Here is a 17,562-nt window from a genome sequence, read left to right as displayed (position 1 = left end):
CATAAGTACTATTATAACCTAATCAGGTTTACTGACTCTTTCGTCTAGTGGTTAGGACATCACCCTTTCACGGTGATAACACGGGTTCAAGTCCCGTAAGAGTCATATCAGCCATCTGATATACTATCCAAAAGCTAAAAAAAGAACCTTTAATTTCAATAAAAATTCTTATTTGACTCCTTATAAATTAAATTTTTGCTAGCTTAAACTAGTCTTCTTACTATTATTAATCTTTTCAAGCATCAACTTAGCAGCTTTTTGTTCAGCAGCCTTTTTACTAGAAGCATATGCAAAAGCTTTACCATAATTTCCTACACAAACTGACATAATAAATTCAGGACTATGTGCTGGTCCATTTTGTTCCACAAGTTCATACTTTGGTAAGGATAGCTTGTTCTTTTGCGCCCACTCCTGTAGCGAGGTTTTAGAGTCCTGAGGAGGATTAAGCATATATTCAGCTAGCTTTTTCCAGTACTGAATAACAAATCTTTCGACGTTACTAAATCCGCCGTCAATATAAATTGCACCTATCAATGCTTCAAATGCGTTTTCTAAATTTTTTAGGCTACACTTTCTACTATTACGGTGTTCACAACGACTATCCATAATAATAAAATTATCCAATTTTATCATTCTAGCAACATTAGCAATAGTACTACCACAAACTAAATCCATTTTTCTTTTAGCTAATCCTCCTTCTTTTTCTTCAGGAAAAAGTTTAAAAAGCATAATAGACACAACCATATTTAAAATACTATCACCTAAAAACTCTAGTCTCTCATAACTATCAACATTATTTTTTTTATTTTTCTTATTTAAACTCGGATGAGTCAATGCTTCCTTTAATATAGTATCATTTTTAAATCTATAGTTAATAATTTTGGATATAGCGTCATTTAAGTCTTGCATATTTATACCTTAAAAATAAAAGAAACATCACTTACTACATCTTCATATTAAAAAATAAATAATCTTATTTTATTAAAATTAATAGCAACTTTACTAAGATTAACAATCACAACCTATTGCCTCGCTAACATCCTTCAACCCATCCCTTCTTACTAATTCTGCAAGCTCCAAATTAATTCTATTCACAATTTTAGGCCCATGATATATTAGAGCAGTATATAATTGTATTAAAGATGCTCCTGCCTTTATTTTTTCATATGCATCAATACCACTTGATATTCCTCCACACCCTATCAATAACACTTTACCCTTAGTAAGCTTATACATATCACTCAACAACTTTGTTGAAATCCCGAACAGTGGTCTACCGCTTAATCCACCACTTTCATTACAACAAGAACATAAATTATTTCTACTGACTGTAGTATTACTTACTACTAAACCGTCAATTTTATATTCTAATACAAGTTCAGCAATATTTTCTTTCGTTTCTTGACATATATCTGGTGAAATTTTTAGCATTATAGGAGTAGATTTAGAACTGTTAATTGACTTCTTAGTTAAAATTATAGATTTCAGCAATCTTAATAATTCTTGTTTATTATGCAAATTACGTAAATTACGTGTATTTGGAGATGAAATATTTAACACTATATAGTTACTTTTTCCATATACCATCTTTAGTAAATCAACATAATCGCTAATTTGATTCTGAGATATACTATTTTTTCCTATATTAATACCAAAAACATAATCATCAAGCTTAACTTTATTTACCTGCTCAAGAAAATAATCTATTCCTTTATTATTAAAACCCAATCTGTTAATTATCCCTTCATCTTGGATTAACCTAAAAACTCTAGGTTTTCTATTTCCATATTGAGGATATTTAGTTACAGTACCAGCTTCAATAAATCCAAAACCAAATGAAAACATAGATTTTATAACTTCCGCATTTTTATCAAAACCTGCAGCAAGTCCAACTGGACTTCTAATTTTATTACCAAAAAAATTTACACTTAAGGACTTAGGTAGTTCTTTTATAAGTTTTTTACAAGACATCTTTTTTAAAATCATGAGTGCCAAAGAGTGAGAAATTTCAGGGGGTAGTAAAAACAATAAATTATGTACTATCATAATTCGATATATTCTCTATTATATTTTCTACTAGAATATATATTACAACTATAACTTTTTAAAAAAATTGTTACGATTTTGCCAATAAATACACGATAAAAGCTTTTTCATCTAATTATATCGTACTTATTCTGATTTATAATTTATCACTAACAAGCAGATCATAGTTGAATATTTTAAAGATACAATAAGAAAATAAGTATGTTTCGCTTATCAGTCAAAAAAATCTTTACCAAACATATCAATAAAAAAAATTATCAAATAAAAATTATTTTGAGTAAAAAGCAAAAAAATTTGTAATTAACTCTATCTGTGAAAAGAAGATAATTTTTTATTAAAAATAAAATAGCAAGAATAAACAAAAATTTTAAAGAGTATCAATCTAATTAAAAACTTTACTAGTATTTTATAACTGAAATATTCTTTGAACTAAATTTATAGTCATTATTTCATTATACATGATTGAAACCATTTTATATTAGCCTACACTTAATTTTTACACCTTTTCTATTTTAAAACACTATTAACTTTCTTTTTGCTTCTATGTATTTTACTAACTTTCTGATAAGAAACCACTTTTTCTCTTATCTTAAATTTATTTGTCATGATATTTATAAAACATTTGTTATCTATACCTTAAATTCACTCTCCTTCGTTTAAGTCTATTCCTTAACTAAAAATTATTAATTTCTACACTGATCAAAAAGTTTTTATAAAATGCCAAAAAAAACTTTTCATTAAAAAAAATAAGTGATAAGTTATCAACAACAAATTATTGTCAATAGTTATGCATTTTGGGTTACCTAATATAAATAGAGAAGGCTACTTATTTATAATATTTTTTTTTATAATGACATGTATAGCGTTTTCTATATCCTGGGGATTAGGTATCACATGCTTATTCCCAACATTATTATGCTCTTATTTCTTTCGTGACCCCACAAGAGTCGTACCAAGCAATAAAAATCTTATAGTAAGTCCAGCAGATGGCATAATTTCAAAAATTAAAGAAGTTAACTCCCCTTTATCGGGAGAAAATGAAAAGGAAAAAAAATTCATACTTATTAGTATATTCTTAAGTATTTTAGACGTACATGTAAATCGCATTCCAATATCTGGAACAGTAAAAGAAATACACTACAAAAAAGGTAGATTTATATCTGCAATGAATAATAGATCTAGCAACGAAAATGAAAAGCAAGTTATTGTAATTGAGCACGAAAAAGAAAAAAGAATTATTATAGAACAAATAGCTGGACTAATTGCACGTCGTATTATCTGTAACCTAAAAGTTTTTCAAGATGTAAAAGCAGGTGAAAGGTTTGGAATTATAAAGTTTGGTAGTAGAGTAAATATTTACGTTCCCTCTGACATAGAAATAAAAGTCTCAAAAGGACAAACTGTCATTGGCGGTGAAACAATTATAGCAAATTTAAATAAAGAAAATGTTCAAGAAAAACTTACTTTTGACAGTATATGAACAACAATAGTAATAATAATAGATTCCTTCCCGTTGCTAAATTATTTCCAAACTTTATAACTTTATTGGGTCTATGCTCCGGTCTTACTTCACTTAAATTCACATTTAATGAACAGTGGGAATTTGCAGTCATTTTTATTATTATTGCAGCCATCATAGATGGGATGGATGGTAAAATAGCAAGAATATTAAAATCAACTAGCAATTTTGGGGCACAACTTGATTCTTTTGCAGATTTTCTAAACTTTGGTACAGCACCTGCATTTCTTCTATACTTCTGGAAATTAAAAGAAATAAAAGTTATAGGATGGATATTGGTAATGATATATGTAATCTGCATCTCAATAAGACTTGCAAAATTTAATGTATTATTAAATGTAGAACAATTTGATTGGGAAAAATTTTTCTTTTCTGGAGTACCAGCACCAATATGTGCTTTACTTTCTCTACTACCAATAATTGTTACTTTTCATTCTCAGGAAAGTAAGCATTTACTTCTTATGGAAAAATTTTTTAATATAAAAAACATAGCCTGTTACTTTTTATCCATTTCATTCCTTTCAGTCAGTCATATCCCAACTTTTTCTGCAAAATACATCTATATTCCCAGAAATTTATCTTATATATTTGTATCACTTTTTGGAGTATTTATTGTATTTTTTGTCAGTAAACCTTGGATTACTCTACCAATTTTAAGTATAGTATACACACTTACTATTCCAATAAGTGTTGGGTTTTATATATATTATATGTATAAAGCTCGCTAGCTATAAATTCCAATAAAATAATAATAGCATAACTAAAAATGGTTATATTACAAACCAACTTTTATGTATTTAAAGACACTTAATATTCCATAAAACCATAGATACCGACAAAAGTAAAAATTTTTACTACTTAATTTTATTCATTCATTTCAGCTAGCAAAAATAAAATATAAATAGAGCAATATTGAACCTAAAATATAATCATAATTAACGACAACTACTATTATAATATTTACAACACTAATCTAAAATAATTAATCTTAAAATAATTACAGGATAGGATATAAATAGTTAAAAATAATAAAAAATATAATAGCTAACAATCCAACCTTTGATAAATATAAAATACTTACAACATATATATGAAGTTTATTGAAGTAATACTTAATATTTACTCATTATTCTAAAAATTTCACTGGTAACAAAAATCTTTTTTATTAGACTAAAACACAAATTTTAAAAAACAATCTACAAAACTAGCAAATAACTTACATTTACCTACGTAAATATGCCATTTATACAAAAAATTCATAGGTACACTATTAAAATAAACTAAATTATAGTATTACATTGCCATACATTTTTTTTATAATGCAAAATAAACTTCTAAATTATACTAACTTATCATTTATAATTCTAAAAATTAGAATCAAATTACTTTTATTTAACAAACTTTAGTGCAACCATAATAATGTACGAATATAAAAACATAATGTACTCAACTTAATATAACAAAAATAAATTGAATAGTTCTTAATCTAAGAATATCAAAATATCTTAATTAAAGAGACTATAAAAATAAAGTATTAAGTAAATTAATAGTAAACACGAAAGAACATATATACTAACAAAGTAAACATTAAAACAGTAGGAGTTATAACACATCAAGCTGTAAAATAAAGAGATAAATAAAGTTGATATTTATAGCAATAAAACATCTTCATAAATAACAATACTAGTTTTATCCCTGATAATTATTCATCAATATATTAATGACATTAATACAAAAATTAATACCATACTGTTTTTTTAACTCATAGTCTTTAAAAATTTTATCTTAATTAACAAGCTAGCTTTCCAATAATGTTTTTCTTTGCATCCCCTACAATAATAGCTTATTATTAGTGAAGTTACACTTGTTTGGTAATAAAAAGTATCAGTGTATCTTAAACTTTTACACTGATTTTAATATATACCAGAAATAAAATTTATTATATCTATCTAAGCAATAATTCGTTTGTATTTTATGTTTCCAAACGCTATTACAACATATCTGCTTACTAAGAAAAAAAATCCTAAACACAATATTTATTATAATTTTAAGAGGTATTAATATGATTTGTAGATCATTGTATGTAGTATTATTTTGTCTATTATTTAATGATTCATATGCTACTTCAAGCTTTTATGAAAGTTATGATGCTGTACTAAATAAAATAAATAACTTTATGGATGAAGTATTATTCTTTAAAATTTTCCATATACCATTCATAATCCTTTTAGTAGCATTTGGTTATGTATTTTTAACACTGCGTTTTAAATTTCTCAACATAAAAATGTTTAAGCATGCTTTTACTATTTTATGTGGAAAATATTATACAGATCACCACGATGGTCATATCACACATTTTCAAGCATTTATAACAGCACTTTCAAGCACGGTAGGTCTTGGAACTGTTGCCGGTGTTGCAATTGCAATTTCAACAGGAGGACCAGGAGCAGTACCATGGATGATGATTACAGGCCTTTTTGGTATGTCAGCAAAATTTGCTGAAGTAACTTTAGCATTCAGACATAGAACAGAAGGGCAAAAACAACTATTTAGTGGCCCATTTCAATACATTAGAAATGGTCTTGAAGAATTTGGGTTTAAAAAACTTGGCATTATCTTAGCTGCAACATACGCGATATTTTTTATATTATCTGGTCTTGGTGGAAGCGTAGCATTTCAAACCAACCAAATGGTCTCAATACTATCTAGCTATTCAAATTGGGCAAATAGTCATCCTTGGTTACTCTCTTCCATAATCTCTATACTACTTGCTCTAGTGATTATTGGTGGAATCAAAAGAATAGTCATAGTATCCTCTGCACTAGTGCCAGTTATGTCAATAATATACATTTTTGGTTGTATCACAATCATTATATTTAATATAAATAATTTTAATAATGCATTTAAAATATTATTTTCTAATATGATAGATTTCAATGCTGCTGGCGGGGGAATAATAGGAGCATTTGTTGCTGGAATTCAAAGAGCAATCTTCGCTAGTGAAGCAGGTGTAGGCTCTGCATCAATTACACATGCGGTAGCTAAAGATGAAGAACCAGTTAGGACTGGATTAGTTGCAATGCTAGAACCATGCTTTGATACAATGTTAATTTGTTGTTTAACAGGAATAACAATAGTGATAACAGGTGCATACCAAACCAATGTAGGTGAAGGAATACTCATCACCCAAAAAGCATTCGAAACAGTTTCTTCTTGGTTTCCTATACTTTTAACTATAGCTGCCCCCTTATTTGCATTTTCTTCAGTAATTTCATTTGTATACTGTTGTGAAATGGGATGGCTATATCTATTTGGTATAAAGAATATAATAATATACCGCATAGCGGTAATCATTGTAGCATTTTTTTCTGGCCTTTCTAAAAATATAATGACCATCGCAAACATTGGTGGAACTTTATTCTCTTGCTTAGCTCTTATCAATATGACAGCGCTTATATTGTTTAGCAATCAAATCAATAATGAAGTTCAATATTACCTAAAAAAATTAAGGGATAATAAAATTAATTAATTTTTTAGTAATTCTAATAAATAAACATAAACTACTATCAATTGAGTATTTATTATTAAATAATAGCTACTTTTTTCTCTGAGTTTAATATTCTATGTTAGAATAGTAGTAAAATATAAATAGTAATGGAAAAATATATAGTTCTTACATTATCATACATATTGGGATCAATACCATTTAGTTTAATTATCACAAGAGTAAAAGGAATAAATTTAAGAAAAATAGGTTCTGGAAACATTGGTGCTACAAACGTGGCAAGAACAGGAAATAAAAAACTTGCCGCTCTGATATTATTTCTAGACTCCTTAAAAGGATTTATCGCAGTCTATATAACACAACTATTTTTTAAAAACTGCATATATACATCTGCAATTTTAGCAGTTCTAGGACATATATTTCCTATTTGGCTAAAATTTCATGGAGGCAAGGGAGTTGCAACAACTTTAGGAATTTTGATAGCACTTAATATCACATTAGCATTAATATTTATACTGACCTGGCTAGTAGTATTTTCTAGCTTTAAGTATTCTTCTCTTGCTTCTTTAAGCTCTACTACAATAACAGTCATAGCATCCCCATTCTTTCAAAAAAAGTTATTTTTTATTCTTTTAATTATAGCAACATTAATTTTCTCTAAGCACTATAAAAATATCATAAATCTTCTTCAAAAAAAAGAATATAAATTTTATAAAGAATAATATCTATATTCTATAGCTTAACCTAAAAGGTAGTACGTAGATAAATTCAAATAAGCAATAAATATTAGAGATCAATCTCTATTCCATAAACTGAAAAAAATAGAAAAAATAAAAAATATAGTAAACCATTTCATTATTTAAATAGTTTATCTATAAAACAAGATCATTAACACTAAATTAGATATTTTACCCCATATACCTCTATATGATATTTATAACCAGTAATTCTCATAAATAATTAGTAACAGAATAACATTGTTCAATAAATATTTTAATAAAAATCTTATTTATAGTTTAAATATTATCAAACCTTAAAATTTAAATTCTCTTAAATTAAAAGACTATAAATTAAACAATTAAATATAAAATTATTCTAAGATTTTTATTAAAGTCGACATATAATCATTATTCTACTGAAAACAACGATAATACAAAAAACAATCTTATTTCAAAGTAAATTTTATAAGCACTTTTCTTTCAAGAAGAAAAAGATTCCACACACAATTAAACAAAAAATATTACACTTTCACATTAGAAGCTTTAGTATTCTAATATATAAAATATTTTGCTATATATAATGTAGATATACAAAAACATTCTATATTAAAAAATCATAAACTATACAAACTATTCACTAATATCATAATCAATAATAAGAGTGAAAGTTTTTATATACTTATAAGATTTTTTAATAAGACAGCTTTTAAAAAACAATAAAAATAAAAAGTACCCTCCTTCTTAAAGGATAGAGTAATAATTAAGAATAATTCTAATTAACGCATCAAATTTCCTAGCAATTTTATTTTAAGTCTTTCAAAAATAAATAATAACAAAAACATTACGTAAAATAGCTAAATAAATTAAAAGGAAAAACAATGTTATCACCCTTCTCTATTAAGGAAAATATTCAATGATAATAAAAAAAGCAGAATAGACAAAAATAGAGAAAATAATATCAAGCATTACAACCATTATAACTTAATAAAAACAGCAAACTAGCCAAAATCCTTTGTATTTTTGAAAAAATTGAAAAACGCAGTCACCCATTTATAAAAAACATTAAGCTTCCGTTTCTAGATTATGAATATCTTTAATAAAATTGATCAAGAAATAATGTAAAATATCTACAAATAAGTTATACTTATTTATAATGAATAATATAATACTACCAAGAAGCTTCTATGAACAACCTACTTTAACTGTAGCAGGGGAGTTACTAGGAAAAATATTAAAATTTTCTAGCTTTAGTGGAATAATAACTGAAGTTGAAGCCTACATAGGAACAAATGACCCAGCTTGTCATGCAGCACTAGGTTATACTAACCGAACCTCAGTAATGTTTGGTACACCTGGGTTTTCGTATGTATATATCATATATGGAATATATTACTGTTTTAATATTGTAACAGAAATAAAAGGATTTCCAGCTGCAGTATTAATACGAGGAATAAAACTCATTAAACCTATTGAGAAAAAGCTAGATGGACCAGGAACAATATGCAAAAAATTAAATATTACCAAAAAACATAATAAACAAGACCTCACTATAAGTCATGAGTTTTGTGTCTATGAATCTTATATAAAACCAGATTACATCTGTACCCCAAGAATTGGAATTAACAAAGGCAAAGAAAAATTTTGGCGATTTAAAAGCTTTTAACCTTAGTATTATTATAAATATTATATATTATAATATAAACATATATCTTAGTAAAACTTGACAAACTCATCTATAGTTTTAGTAATACTTCTTGAGTATCAGGAGGAAATCTCTAAACTCAATTTATTTAATTGCCCTACAGAAAATTCGCTGGTTTCATTTACTACAAAATTACACAAAATATTTTCTATGCATTTAATGATATTCTCATATCTTTTTAAAAAATGAGCATGTGGACATCTATTTATATTCTTAATGCTGAAGTACTCAATAAGAGCTCTATTCTTAAAAGCAAGTTATTCTAAATCTTTGGTTTTACTTCTTTCTCTTGTGCTAAAAAGCAAGATTTTATCAACAACCTTATAATTGAATCATGGTTCAACGTATTCCTAAACAAGCTACTACACTAAATATTATTTTTTTATACATAATCATATATTCCTTCTTACTTTCTAATAACTTTATAAATATCTTGCTATTTCACAAATTTAACTCCAATTTTTCCATCCATAAAAGTTATTGTAAACACTCTTAATTAATTCCATACTAAATTGTGTTAAAATAACAAGCAAAAGTAAAATTTCTACCCTACCTCCCTCTCCTAGCTTCAAGCTTTCTATTATATACAGAAAAAAAGTGTGATAACTTTTGCCTTGCACTTCTATCCCATACTTACTTAAGTGATGTAATATATTTTCAACATTATGATATATAAAACCAAGATTTTTTAATAAATAAATAATTTTTATGTTATACATCTTTTATACGATATTTCACTTCTTCTGTAAAAAAAAAAGCTTTTGCCACTAATGTTTTCAAGCATTATAAAAATTTTTATAAAATTTTCTAAATCTTATTTACTAACTAGTGCAATAGCAATTAAACTTTGTTAAGAATTGAAATATTTTTTGTTATTTTATCTACTAAAAAAAACTTACTAGACAAAATTTTATTTCTGGTCCATTAAAATAACTTAAGTGAGCACATCACTTTCTTTAAACGAAAGTATATTATGACAACTTAAAACAAAACATAAAGATTATATAAAACCATCATCTGATACAATATATTCTTCATATTCATAACTATTGCTTGTATAAGTTGTAGTATCAATATAATCTTCATTATTGCTTAATATGTTGTCTAACTTTCCTTCTTTTTCAAGATCTATCAATTTATCATACCCAGCAATATGATACATACAACTACCATTTTCATCATTAACAAAAATTTGCGGAACTGTTACAACATTATACTTTAATTTTATATCATCAAATAAATCTGAATTTTTGAGTACATCAATCTCTTTATACTCCACCCCCTTTTTGTCTAGTAACTCTTTTGCTTTTTTACAAAATGGACAATATTGTTTCACATATATTACAACCTTTCCTTTATGATTTTTCATGATTTATCCTGTAGTTTATAAAATATATTATTATATATAAAAAATATTTATTAAATTCAAGCTATATGAAAGTTATTTACGACTATAAGCAAGAAGTAAAAAGTAATGTAGCACTGACTTTCGGAAATTTTGACGGAGTGCACTTAGGACATGAATTTGCAATTTCTTCTTTAAAAAAAGCAGCTCAGAAAAAAAAATTATCCTCTGCAATTTTAACCTTTGAACCTCATCCATCAATTGTTTTATCTAACAAAAATAATTTTAGACTTATAAATCAAGAATACAAAAAAGAACTAATCAGTAACTACGATATAGATTACTTATATGTTATCAATTTCAATAAAAGCTTTGCTCAAATAAGCTTCGATGATTTTATTAGCAAGGTTTTAATAGCTAAATATAGTGTAAAACACATAGTTGTTGGAGAAAACTGCACTTTTGGCTACAACCAATTAGGTAATACATTAATTTTAAAAAAATGCTTTGAAATATACGGATATTCCTTAGATAAACTAAAACCATTGATGATTGATGGAAAAATATGCTCCTCTTCTTTAATCAGAAAATACATACAAAAAGGAGAAATAGAAACTGCTAATAAGATGCTCGGTAGGCCTTATCAAGTTTCTGGTATTGTAACAAAAGGTGCATATAGAGGTAGAAAAATAGGATTTCCAACTATAAATATTACAATAGAAGATTGTATGATAAAACCCAAGTTTGGTACGTACTATGCTAAAGCAACATTCTCTAATACCAACTCAAATTGGTTATATGGAGTAGTTAATATTGGGATGAGACCAACATTTAAAGATTTAAAAAAGCCTATAGTAGAAATGCACATATTTGACTTCAATGAAAATGCATATGAACGTAAGGTTAATATACAACTTTTAAAATTTATCAGACCAGAAAAAAAATTCCATAGTATTAATGAGCTAACAAAACAAATAAATCGTGATATACTTAAAACTTACCAGTTAAAAGTAAATTTATGAAAAAACTATGCTTAATTATTATACCAATTATTATATTGGCTGATCAAATAAGTAAATTTTATATAAACTCATTGATTAATGAAAGAGAATCAATCGAAATTGTGAGCTTTATAAAATTAGTTGAAGTATGGAATACTGGAATTAGTTTTGGAATGTTTAGAACTTTACCTTATGGTGACCTTTTTTTTTCAACACTTTCAATACTAATAATTAGTATACTTATATATTTAATATACAAATCTAATGACAAATTAACTTATTTCAGTCTCTCTTTAATGGTTGGAGGAGCAATTGGAAATGTAGCTGATAGAATTCATTGGGGTGCTGTATATGATTTTATATATCTTCATATTAATAATTGGTATTGGCCAGCTTTTAACTTGGCAGATATATATATAATTTGTGGAATGTGTACATTATTATATAAATGGTACTTACATGATAAGCTTACTACCTTAAACAAAATTAGAGATTAAAGTTATAGCTTTAAATATGACTTAATTAAATTAAAGAAATGCTTTACAAATTTTTTATTTTTCTACTATTTATATTTTTCTTCACCTATTCAAGTACTTTAAAAGCCACAAGTGAAAAATATAACATAAAACATACTAAACTTAGTAATGGACTAGATATCTATGTCATACCTAATCACCGAATTCCAGCTGTTTTACATACAATAATATATAAAGTTGGTGGAATGGATGATCCAATCGGCAAAGCAGGATTAGCTCACTACTTTGAACATCTAATGTTTGAAACTACAGGAAAATTTAAAGATATAAAATCAACCATGAGCAGTATTGGAGCAGAATTCAATGCATTTACTACTAGAGAATACACATGTTACTACGAACTAGTTCTCAAAAAAGACTTACCATTAATAATGGAAATTGAAGCAGACAGAATGGATAACTTTAATGTCACTCAAGATAAAATAGACAAAGAAAAAAAAATTGTATTAGAAGAAAGAAAAATGAGATTTGATAATAATCCTATTAATCTATTATGGGAAGAAATGAACAATGCATTTTATCGTAATGGTTATGGAAGATCCGTTATTGGATGGGAAAATGATATCAAAACTTACAATCAAGATGATATAACAAGATTTCATAACAATTATTATCATCCAAACAATGCAATACTAATAATAGTTGGTGACATTAAATTTGATGAAGTAAAAAAATTAGCAAAAGAAAAATATGGTAAAATAAAAGCTAAACCTATAATGAGACACTATCCAAATCAAGATCCAATACATCATGCAGATTTGTCAGTAACATTAAAAAGCACTGAAGTAAAAGAACCTATTTTATATTTTCGCTACTGTGTTCCTTTATTAAAACATATAGATCAAATCTTCGCTGTCAACTTAGCAGTTGACATTTTAGGGAATGGTAAGTCTAGTAAGCTATACGAGGATCTAGTTTTAAATAAAAATATCGCAGTTTCAGTAAATACATATTATAATAGTTTAGTTTTTAGTAATGGTTACATTGATATTGAAATAATTCCAAAAAGCGGAGTAAAGTTAGATACTATTGAAAAAAAGCTAAATATTGCTATTAATAACTTTACCTCTAAAGGAATAACACAAGAAGAGTTGCAAAATGCAAAGTTAAAATACAAAGCAGCACAATTTGATAAATTATCTGACTTAACTAATATAGCAGTATTTTATATATCACATCTCGCACTTGGTATTCCGCTTGATGAAATAGATATCTCATACAGTAAAATTAACGATATTGATTTGGATACTATAAATAGTACAATCCGTACCATTTTTTATACCAATAAATTAATTGGTCGTTTACTACCAAAAGAGGATTATAATGAAAACAAGTAAATTCATACTTCTACTTTTTTTTTACTTAGGATTTTACTCACAAGCAAGTGGATATCTAAATATAGAAGAAATCAGTACTAATAAAAGATTTAAGTTTTTATTTGTTAAAAATTGTGATTTACCAAAGGTTTCAATAAATATCTCATTTAGAGACTCAGGCTATGCGTATGAGAATACAGAAAAACAAGGAATCACTTGGTTTACCTCTCTTGTAATTCAAGAAGGAGCAGGAAAAAATGATTCTAAAATTTTTGCAAAAAAACTTAAAGATAAAGGGATAAATTTAAGCTTCAGCACTAATTTAGAAACATTTCAAGTCTCATTAAACACTTTATCTGAAAACTTAGAAGATGCAATCTCACTACTAAGCGAGGCTATAACATGTCCTAAAGTTGATCCTGAAGGGCTAAATAGAATTTTTGAAAAAGCTAAAATCAACTTTAATAACCTCGAAAAAAAACCTCACTTCATTGCTACTAAGCAGCTTAATAAACTTTTGTTTAAAAACCATCCCTACTCAAGAAGTAAATATGGAACTTTTGATTCTATAATGAGAATAACCAGAAATGATGTTTTAACATATATAAAGCATAATTTTGCTAAAGATAACATAGTTATAAGTGTTGCTGGATGTACAACAAAAAAAGAAATTAGTGCATTACTAGATAAATATTTATCTAAGCTATCACCAAAAAGATCAAAAGTTAAAAAAATACCTGTAAAAAATGACTTCGGTCCCGCAAAAAATAAGAGCATCTTTATGAATATACCACAAAGTATAATACTTTTTGCTCAAAAAGGAATAGCTCGTGAAAATCCTAACTACTATAATGCCATCGTCTTAATTAACGCCCTTGGCGGTATGAAATTAAATTCAGTAATAATGAAAGAATTAAGGCAAAATTTAGGTATTACTTACAATGCTAATGTAAGTATTGTTTCCAATAAACATGGAAATATTATAACTGGATTTATAAGTACTGATAACTCTACTGTTAATAAAGCTATATCAGCAATTAAGAATACATTAAGTCTAATAAAAAAGAAAGGAATTGACAAACAATTGTTCAAAAATTCAAAAACTAGTTTAATAAATAATTTTATCTTTTTTCTATCCAATAACACAAATACAGTAGCAATGCTCGATAATATTCAAATAAATAATTATAATATTAATTATATAAATGATTATGAAAACATCATTAATAACGTAAAATTAGAAGAAGTAAAAAAATTAGCAAATTCTTTACTAGAACCCCAAAATTTATTTTTTGTTAAAGTTGGAAAAAGTACTTAATAATCAATATTTTTTGCTATTAACTTAACTGCTTCCACATAACACTTACGCTCTTCAATCAAAATTCGTTCTGAAAGGCTTTGAACATCATCATTTGGTAATACTGGCACAGCAGTTTGAGCAATAATAGCTCCAGCATCAACTTTAGAGGTAACATAATGTACTGTACAACCTGTAATTTTGACACCAGCCTTTAGAGCCCGCTCTTGAGCATTTAAGCCTCTAAAAGATGGAAGTAAAGAAGGATGAATATTGATAACTTTATTATACCATTTATTCAAAAAATCAATTTTTAAAATCCTCATAAAACCTGCAAGGCAAATCAAGTCAACTTTATATTGTACAAATATTTCATGAATTCTATTGGTATCAAGCGGTTCATCATCAACAACAAACGCTGAAATCCCTGCTACTTGCTTTGCTATTTTAAAACCACCGGCCTTACTATTATTTGCAATAACACATACAACTTTTGCAGGAAAATCATGATCTTCTTGACCTGCTTTTATTAATGCTTGCATATTTGCTCCCCTACCTGAAATCAGTACTCCGAGCCTTACCTTTTTCATTTTAATATAGCTAATTATTTATACCTATATAATAACACTCATTCTAATAAAACACATTATATTAATAAATACCCTTATATAATAAACTTATACATTTTATGTTTTTATATTCTCTGTTGAACAATATAAAACATCATATATTAATCATAAAAACAAGCTCTCAAATATAAAACTATTAACTATTTATTATATAAAATAGCAAGTGTTCTACCACAGCCATAATAAACTTTGAAACTTAAAATTTAAATGTATTTCAACAAAAAGCAAATACTATAAGCAAAAATTTACCTTAAATCAAACTACCACCACAAAAACATATAAAATAATTTTTAAATAAACTCAATAATAAAATAACAATCAAAACAGAAAATTTGTCAATAATCTCTATACTTGATTATTAAAGCAATATCTTTCTTTTCAAAGAAAATTTGAAAGCAGTGAGAAAAAAATACAATAAGAAATACTCTAACTATTTAAAGCAATCATCAGATTCATACAGTACCTTTAGAACTTTATTCTCTATCTTCAAAATGCTACTCCTAAGACTTTTATCTATCAAACACACAGTAAATAAATATGTTTGCCGTTTCTTCTTTACAACATCAATAACTAAAGTACCAGGAGTAATTGTAACTGAATTTGCAAACAATGTAATACTTTCATCAATGTGTTCCTTACATTCCTTTATAAAAATATCAACCGGCTCAAGCTTAAGTTTACTCTGTAAAACTTTTCTTGTCACATAAATGCTTGATAAAATAATTTGATATACTAACCAAGGTATATAATTTATTAGCAACCTATAAAATGATAACTTACTAGCATTATTCAAGATCTGAATAAAAGCACTTTCAGCATTTACTAATTGTTTAAACACAAATGACGTAAACATAGAAGAAAACACTCCACAAAAAATAAAAAACGGCTTAAGATAACCAGAAAATATAATCCACAAAAAAAATAAAATTAGAAATAATAGAAAAAAAAACTTAATTTCTTGCTTAAAATTCATGACTACAGTATAACCAATGACTTCTTAAGAGAAAATATAATAGAATTTTACAAATATATATATATCCTCAATAAATTAGTTTAGGCTATAGAAAACAAATCTATTTCTTAAATAAATTAATATTTATTAAATGCATAACAATTAATGCTACGTAGCATTAAGGAAACTTAATTTATATTAATCTTATCTCATCCAAGTAAAGTCACTTAATTTTTATATATTTAGTATAAAAAGTAGAATATCTGAATCTGAAATAAAAATGTTCACTGAAACTCAAACTTTACTAATACTTACATTATTTGAAATTATATTAAATCTAGATAATCTAATTTTTGTCTCTTTATTTCTAGACAAAACACCAAATGTACTAAAAGAAAAAATACGTCTTATTGGCTTGGACTAACATTATTAATGCGTTTTGTAACACTATCTTTTATATCAAACATATTATCAATACAAAAAACTATATTCCATATTTTATCACTAAACATTTCAGTAAAAGATTTACTTATGATAGCAGGAGGAATATTTCTTGTTATAAAAAGCGCTATAGAATTATGGAACAATATTTTTTTATCCAAACAATCTAAAAAAAAATAGATATCAAGACACAATCATTTTTAATCATGTTACAAATTACATTAATAGACTTAGTTTTTTCAGTTGATTCTTTATTGACTGCTATAGTATTAACTAATAACATGATCACTATTGCCATAGCATACATACTTTCCACACTAGTAATGATATCTTTATCAGACTATACTGCTCAGTTAATTAAATACAGCACAAATCTAAAAATAATTGCCATTTTATTTATTCTAATCGCTGGTATGTATCTAATCCTTGAAGGACTTCATATAAAATTACCCAAAGGATACTTGTATTTTTCATTAATATTTACATTCCTTATAGAAAATATAAACCACATAAAGAAAAAAATATGTTATACAAAAAAAAGAAAACAATTCTAA

15 protein-coding genes, 1 tRNA gene and 1 pseudogene are annotated in these 17,562 nt (G+C 26.2%); 11 read left to right on the top strand and 6 right to left on the bottom strand.

Features of this window, described 5'->3' with window-relative positions; genetic code table 11:
- The first annotated feature begins 33 nt into the window (after positions 1 to 33).
- Positions 34 to 105 (top strand) — tRNA-Glu (locus GOY14_RS00130).
- A 93-nt stretch (positions 106 to 198) separates the two neighbouring features.
- On the opposite strand, the gene rnc is transcribed toward GOY14_RS00130, so the two are convergent.
- Together rnc and GOY14_RS00120 are read right to left on the bottom strand one after the other, a co-directional pair.
- Positions 199 to 909 carry a ribonuclease III gene (rnc, locus tag GOY14_RS00125; protein ID WP_175809171.1) on the bottom strand — a complete coding sequence of 237 codons (711 nt, stop codon included), beginning with the start codon at positions 907 to 909 and terminating at the stop codon, positions 199 to 201.
- Between the two features lie 99 nt (positions 910 to 1,008).
- The gene (locus tag GOY14_RS00120; protein ID WP_175809170.1) at positions 1,009 to 2,046 is read right to left on the bottom strand and encodes a quinone-dependent dihydroorotate dehydrogenase; all 1,038 of its coding nucleotides are present in this window, start codon (positions 2,044 to 2,046) and stop codon (positions 1,009 to 1,011) included.
- 787 nt (positions 2,047 to 2,833) lie between these two features.
- Between GOY14_RS00120 and GOY14_RS00115 the strand changes: the two genes are divergently transcribed.
- The 5 genes from GOY14_RS00115 (at position 2,834) to GOY14_RS00095 (ending at position 9,452) form a co-directional block, all read left to right on the top strand.
- Positions 2,834 to 3,526 carry a phosphatidylserine decarboxylase gene (locus GOY14_RS00115; RefSeq protein WP_175809169.1) on the top strand — a complete coding sequence of 231 codons (693 nt, stop codon included), beginning with the start codon at positions 2,834 to 2,836 and terminating at the stop codon, positions 3,524 to 3,526.
- Complete coding sequence (locus tag GOY14_RS00110; protein WP_175809168.1) at positions 3,523 to 4,293, top strand: CDP-alcohol phosphatidyltransferase family protein; 771 nt, start codon at positions 3,523 to 3,525, stop codon at positions 4,291 to 4,293. The genes GOY14_RS00115 and GOY14_RS00110 overlap by 4 nt, the downstream gene beginning before the upstream one ends.
- Positions 4,294 to 5,627: 1,334 nt before the next feature.
- Positions 5,628 to 7,094, top strand: coding sequence for an alanine/glycine:cation symporter family protein (locus GOY14_RS00105; protein ID WP_175809167.1), 1,467 nt, complete (start codon positions 5,628 to 5,630; stop codon positions 7,092 to 7,094).
- Positions 7,095 to 7,219: 125 nt separating this feature from the next.
- On the top strand, positions 7,220 to 7,792 hold the full coding sequence (gene plsY / locus GOY14_RS00100) for a glycerol-3-phosphate 1-O-acyltransferase PlsY (RefSeq protein WP_175809166.1): 573 nt from the start codon (positions 7,220 to 7,222) through the stop codon (positions 7,790 to 7,792).
- A gap of 1,150 nt (positions 7,793 to 8,942) precedes the next feature.
- The gene (locus GOY14_RS00095; protein WP_175809165.1) at positions 8,943 to 9,452 is read left to right on the top strand and encodes a DNA-3-methyladenine glycosylase; all 510 of its coding nucleotides are present in this window, start codon (positions 8,943 to 8,945) and stop codon (positions 9,450 to 9,452) included.
- 488 nt (positions 9,453 to 9,940) lie between these two features.
- Here GOY14_RS00095 and GOY14_RS00090 read toward each other — a convergent pair whose 3' ends face one another.
- Together GOY14_RS00090 and GOY14_RS00085 are read right to left on the bottom strand one after the other, a co-directional pair.
- The gene (locus GOY14_RS00090) at positions 9,941 to 10,210 is read right to left on the bottom strand and encodes a hypothetical protein (RefSeq protein WP_175809164.1); all 270 of its coding nucleotides are present in this window, start codon (positions 10,208 to 10,210) and stop codon (positions 9,941 to 9,943) included.
- A gap of 281 nt (positions 10,211 to 10,491) precedes the next feature.
- Positions 10,492 to 10,860, bottom strand: coding sequence for a glutaredoxin domain-containing protein (locus GOY14_RS00085; protein WP_175809162.1), 369 nt, complete (start codon positions 10,858 to 10,860; stop codon positions 10,492 to 10,494).
- Between the two features lie 65 nt (positions 10,861 to 10,925).
- On the opposite strand from GOY14_RS00085, the gene ribF reads away from it, so the two are divergent.
- From ribF to GOY14_RS00065, 4 genes are read left to right on the top strand one after another with little or no spacing between them, the layout of a single operon-like run.
- Positions 10,926 to 11,858, top strand: a complete 933-nt coding sequence (ribF, locus tag GOY14_RS00080; RefSeq protein WP_175809160.1) for a riboflavin biosynthesis protein RibF — start codon at positions 10,926 to 10,928, stop codon at positions 11,856 to 11,858.
- Complete coding sequence (gene lspA, locus GOY14_RS00075; protein WP_175809158.1) at positions 11,855 to 12,334, top strand: signal peptidase II; 480 nt, start codon at positions 11,855 to 11,857, stop codon at positions 12,332 to 12,334. Before ribF ends, lspA begins: the two co-directional genes overlap by 4 nt.
- Positions 12,335 to 12,372: 38 nt before the next feature.
- The gene (locus tag GOY14_RS00070) at positions 12,373 to 13,710 is read left to right on the top strand and encodes a M16 family metallopeptidase (protein ID WP_175809156.1); all 1,338 of its coding nucleotides are present in this window, start codon (positions 12,373 to 12,375) and stop codon (positions 13,708 to 13,710) included.
- A complete protein-coding gene (locus GOY14_RS00065) occupies positions 13,697 to 15,007 on the top strand; it encodes a M16 family metallopeptidase (protein ID WP_175809155.1) in 1,311 nt (436 codons plus the stop codon). Before GOY14_RS00070 ends, GOY14_RS00065 begins: the two co-directional genes overlap by 14 nt.
- On the opposite strand, the gene purN is transcribed toward GOY14_RS00065, so the two are convergent.
- Entirely contained in the window at positions 15,004 to 15,576 is a 573-nt protein-coding gene (purN, locus tag GOY14_RS00060) for a phosphoribosylglycinamide formyltransferase (protein ID WP_175809153.1), read from the bottom strand. The genes GOY14_RS00065 and purN overlap by 4 nt on opposite strands.
- Positions 15,577 to 16,045: 469 nt before the next feature.
- Positions 16,046 to 16,588: a Na+/H+ antiporter subunit E gene (locus tag GOY14_RS00055; RefSeq protein ID WP_175809151.1), complete on the bottom strand. Its 543-nt coding sequence runs from the start codon at positions 16,586 to 16,588 to the stop codon at positions 16,046 to 16,048.
- A 259-nt stretch (positions 16,589 to 16,847) separates the two neighbouring features.
- Here GOY14_RS00055 and GOY14_RS00050 point away from each other — a divergent pair.
- Positions 16,848 to 17,562 (top strand): annotated as a pseudogene (locus GOY14_RS00050) (TerC family protein).

Origin of the sequence: Wolbachia endosymbiont of Dipetalonema caudispina, assembly GCF_013365495.1 — a bacterium.
Taxonomy (GTDB): Bacteria; Pseudomonadota; Alphaproteobacteria; order Rickettsiales; family Anaplasmataceae; genus Wolbachia.
The sequence above is the reverse complement of the archived record's forward strand: the minus strand, read 5'-3'. Positions and strand labels throughout refer to the sequence as shown.

What these genes read in the sequence shown, in the direction of transcription:
- plsY (WP_175809166.1), top strand. Translation starts at nt 7,220, where the DNA reads ATGGAAAAATATATAGTTCTTACATTATCATACATATTGGGATCAATA.
- GOY14_RS00120 (WP_175809170.1), bottom strand. Translation starts at nt 2,046, where the DNA reads ATGATAGTACATAATTTATTGTTTTTACTACCCCCTGAAATTTCTCAC.
- GOY14_RS00085 (WP_175809162.1), bottom strand. Translation starts at nt 10,860, where the DNA reads ATGAAAAATCATAAAGGAAAGGTTGTAATATATGTGAAACAATATTGT.
- GOY14_RS00110 (WP_175809168.1), top strand. Translation starts at nt 3,523, where the DNA reads ATGAACAACAATAGTAATAATAATAGATTCCTTCCCGTTGCTAAATTA.
- GOY14_RS00095 (WP_175809165.1), top strand. Translation starts at nt 8,943, where the DNA reads ATGAATAATATAATACTACCAAGAAGCTTCTATGAACAACCTACTTTA.
- GOY14_RS00065 (WP_175809155.1), top strand. Translation starts at nt 13,697, where the DNA reads ATGAAAACAAGTAAATTCATACTTCTACTTTTTTTTTACTTAGGATTT.
- lspA (WP_175809158.1), top strand. Translation starts at nt 11,855, where the DNA reads ATGAAAAAACTATGCTTAATTATTATACCAATTATTATATTGGCTGAT.
- GOY14_RS00115 (WP_175809169.1), top strand. Translation starts at nt 2,834, where the DNA reads ATGCATTTTGGGTTACCTAATATAAATAGAGAAGGCTACTTATTTATA.
- GOY14_RS00055 (WP_175809151.1), bottom strand. Translation starts at nt 16,588, where the DNA reads ATGAATTTTAAGCAAGAAATTAAGTTTTTTTTTCTATTATTTCTAATT.
- ribF (WP_175809160.1), top strand. Translation starts at nt 10,926, where the DNA reads ATGAAAGTTATTTACGACTATAAGCAAGAAGTAAAAAGTAATGTAGCA.
- rnc (WP_175809171.1), bottom strand. Translation starts at nt 909, where the DNA reads ATGCAAGACTTAAATGACGCTATATCCAAAATTATTAACTATAGATTT.
- purN (WP_175809153.1), bottom strand. Translation starts at nt 15,576, where the DNA reads ATGAAAAAGGTAAGGCTCGGAGTACTGATTTCAGGTAGGGGAGCAAAT.
- GOY14_RS00105 (WP_175809167.1), top strand. Translation starts at nt 5,628, where the DNA reads ATGATTTGTAGATCATTGTATGTAGTATTATTTTGTCTATTATTTAAT.
- GOY14_RS00070 (WP_175809156.1), top strand. Translation starts at nt 12,373, where the DNA reads ATGCTTTACAAATTTTTTATTTTTCTACTATTTATATTTTTCTTCACC.
- GOY14_RS00090 (WP_175809164.1), bottom strand. Translation starts at nt 10,210, where the DNA reads ATGTATAACATAAAAATTATTTATTTATTAAAAAATCTTGGTTTTATA.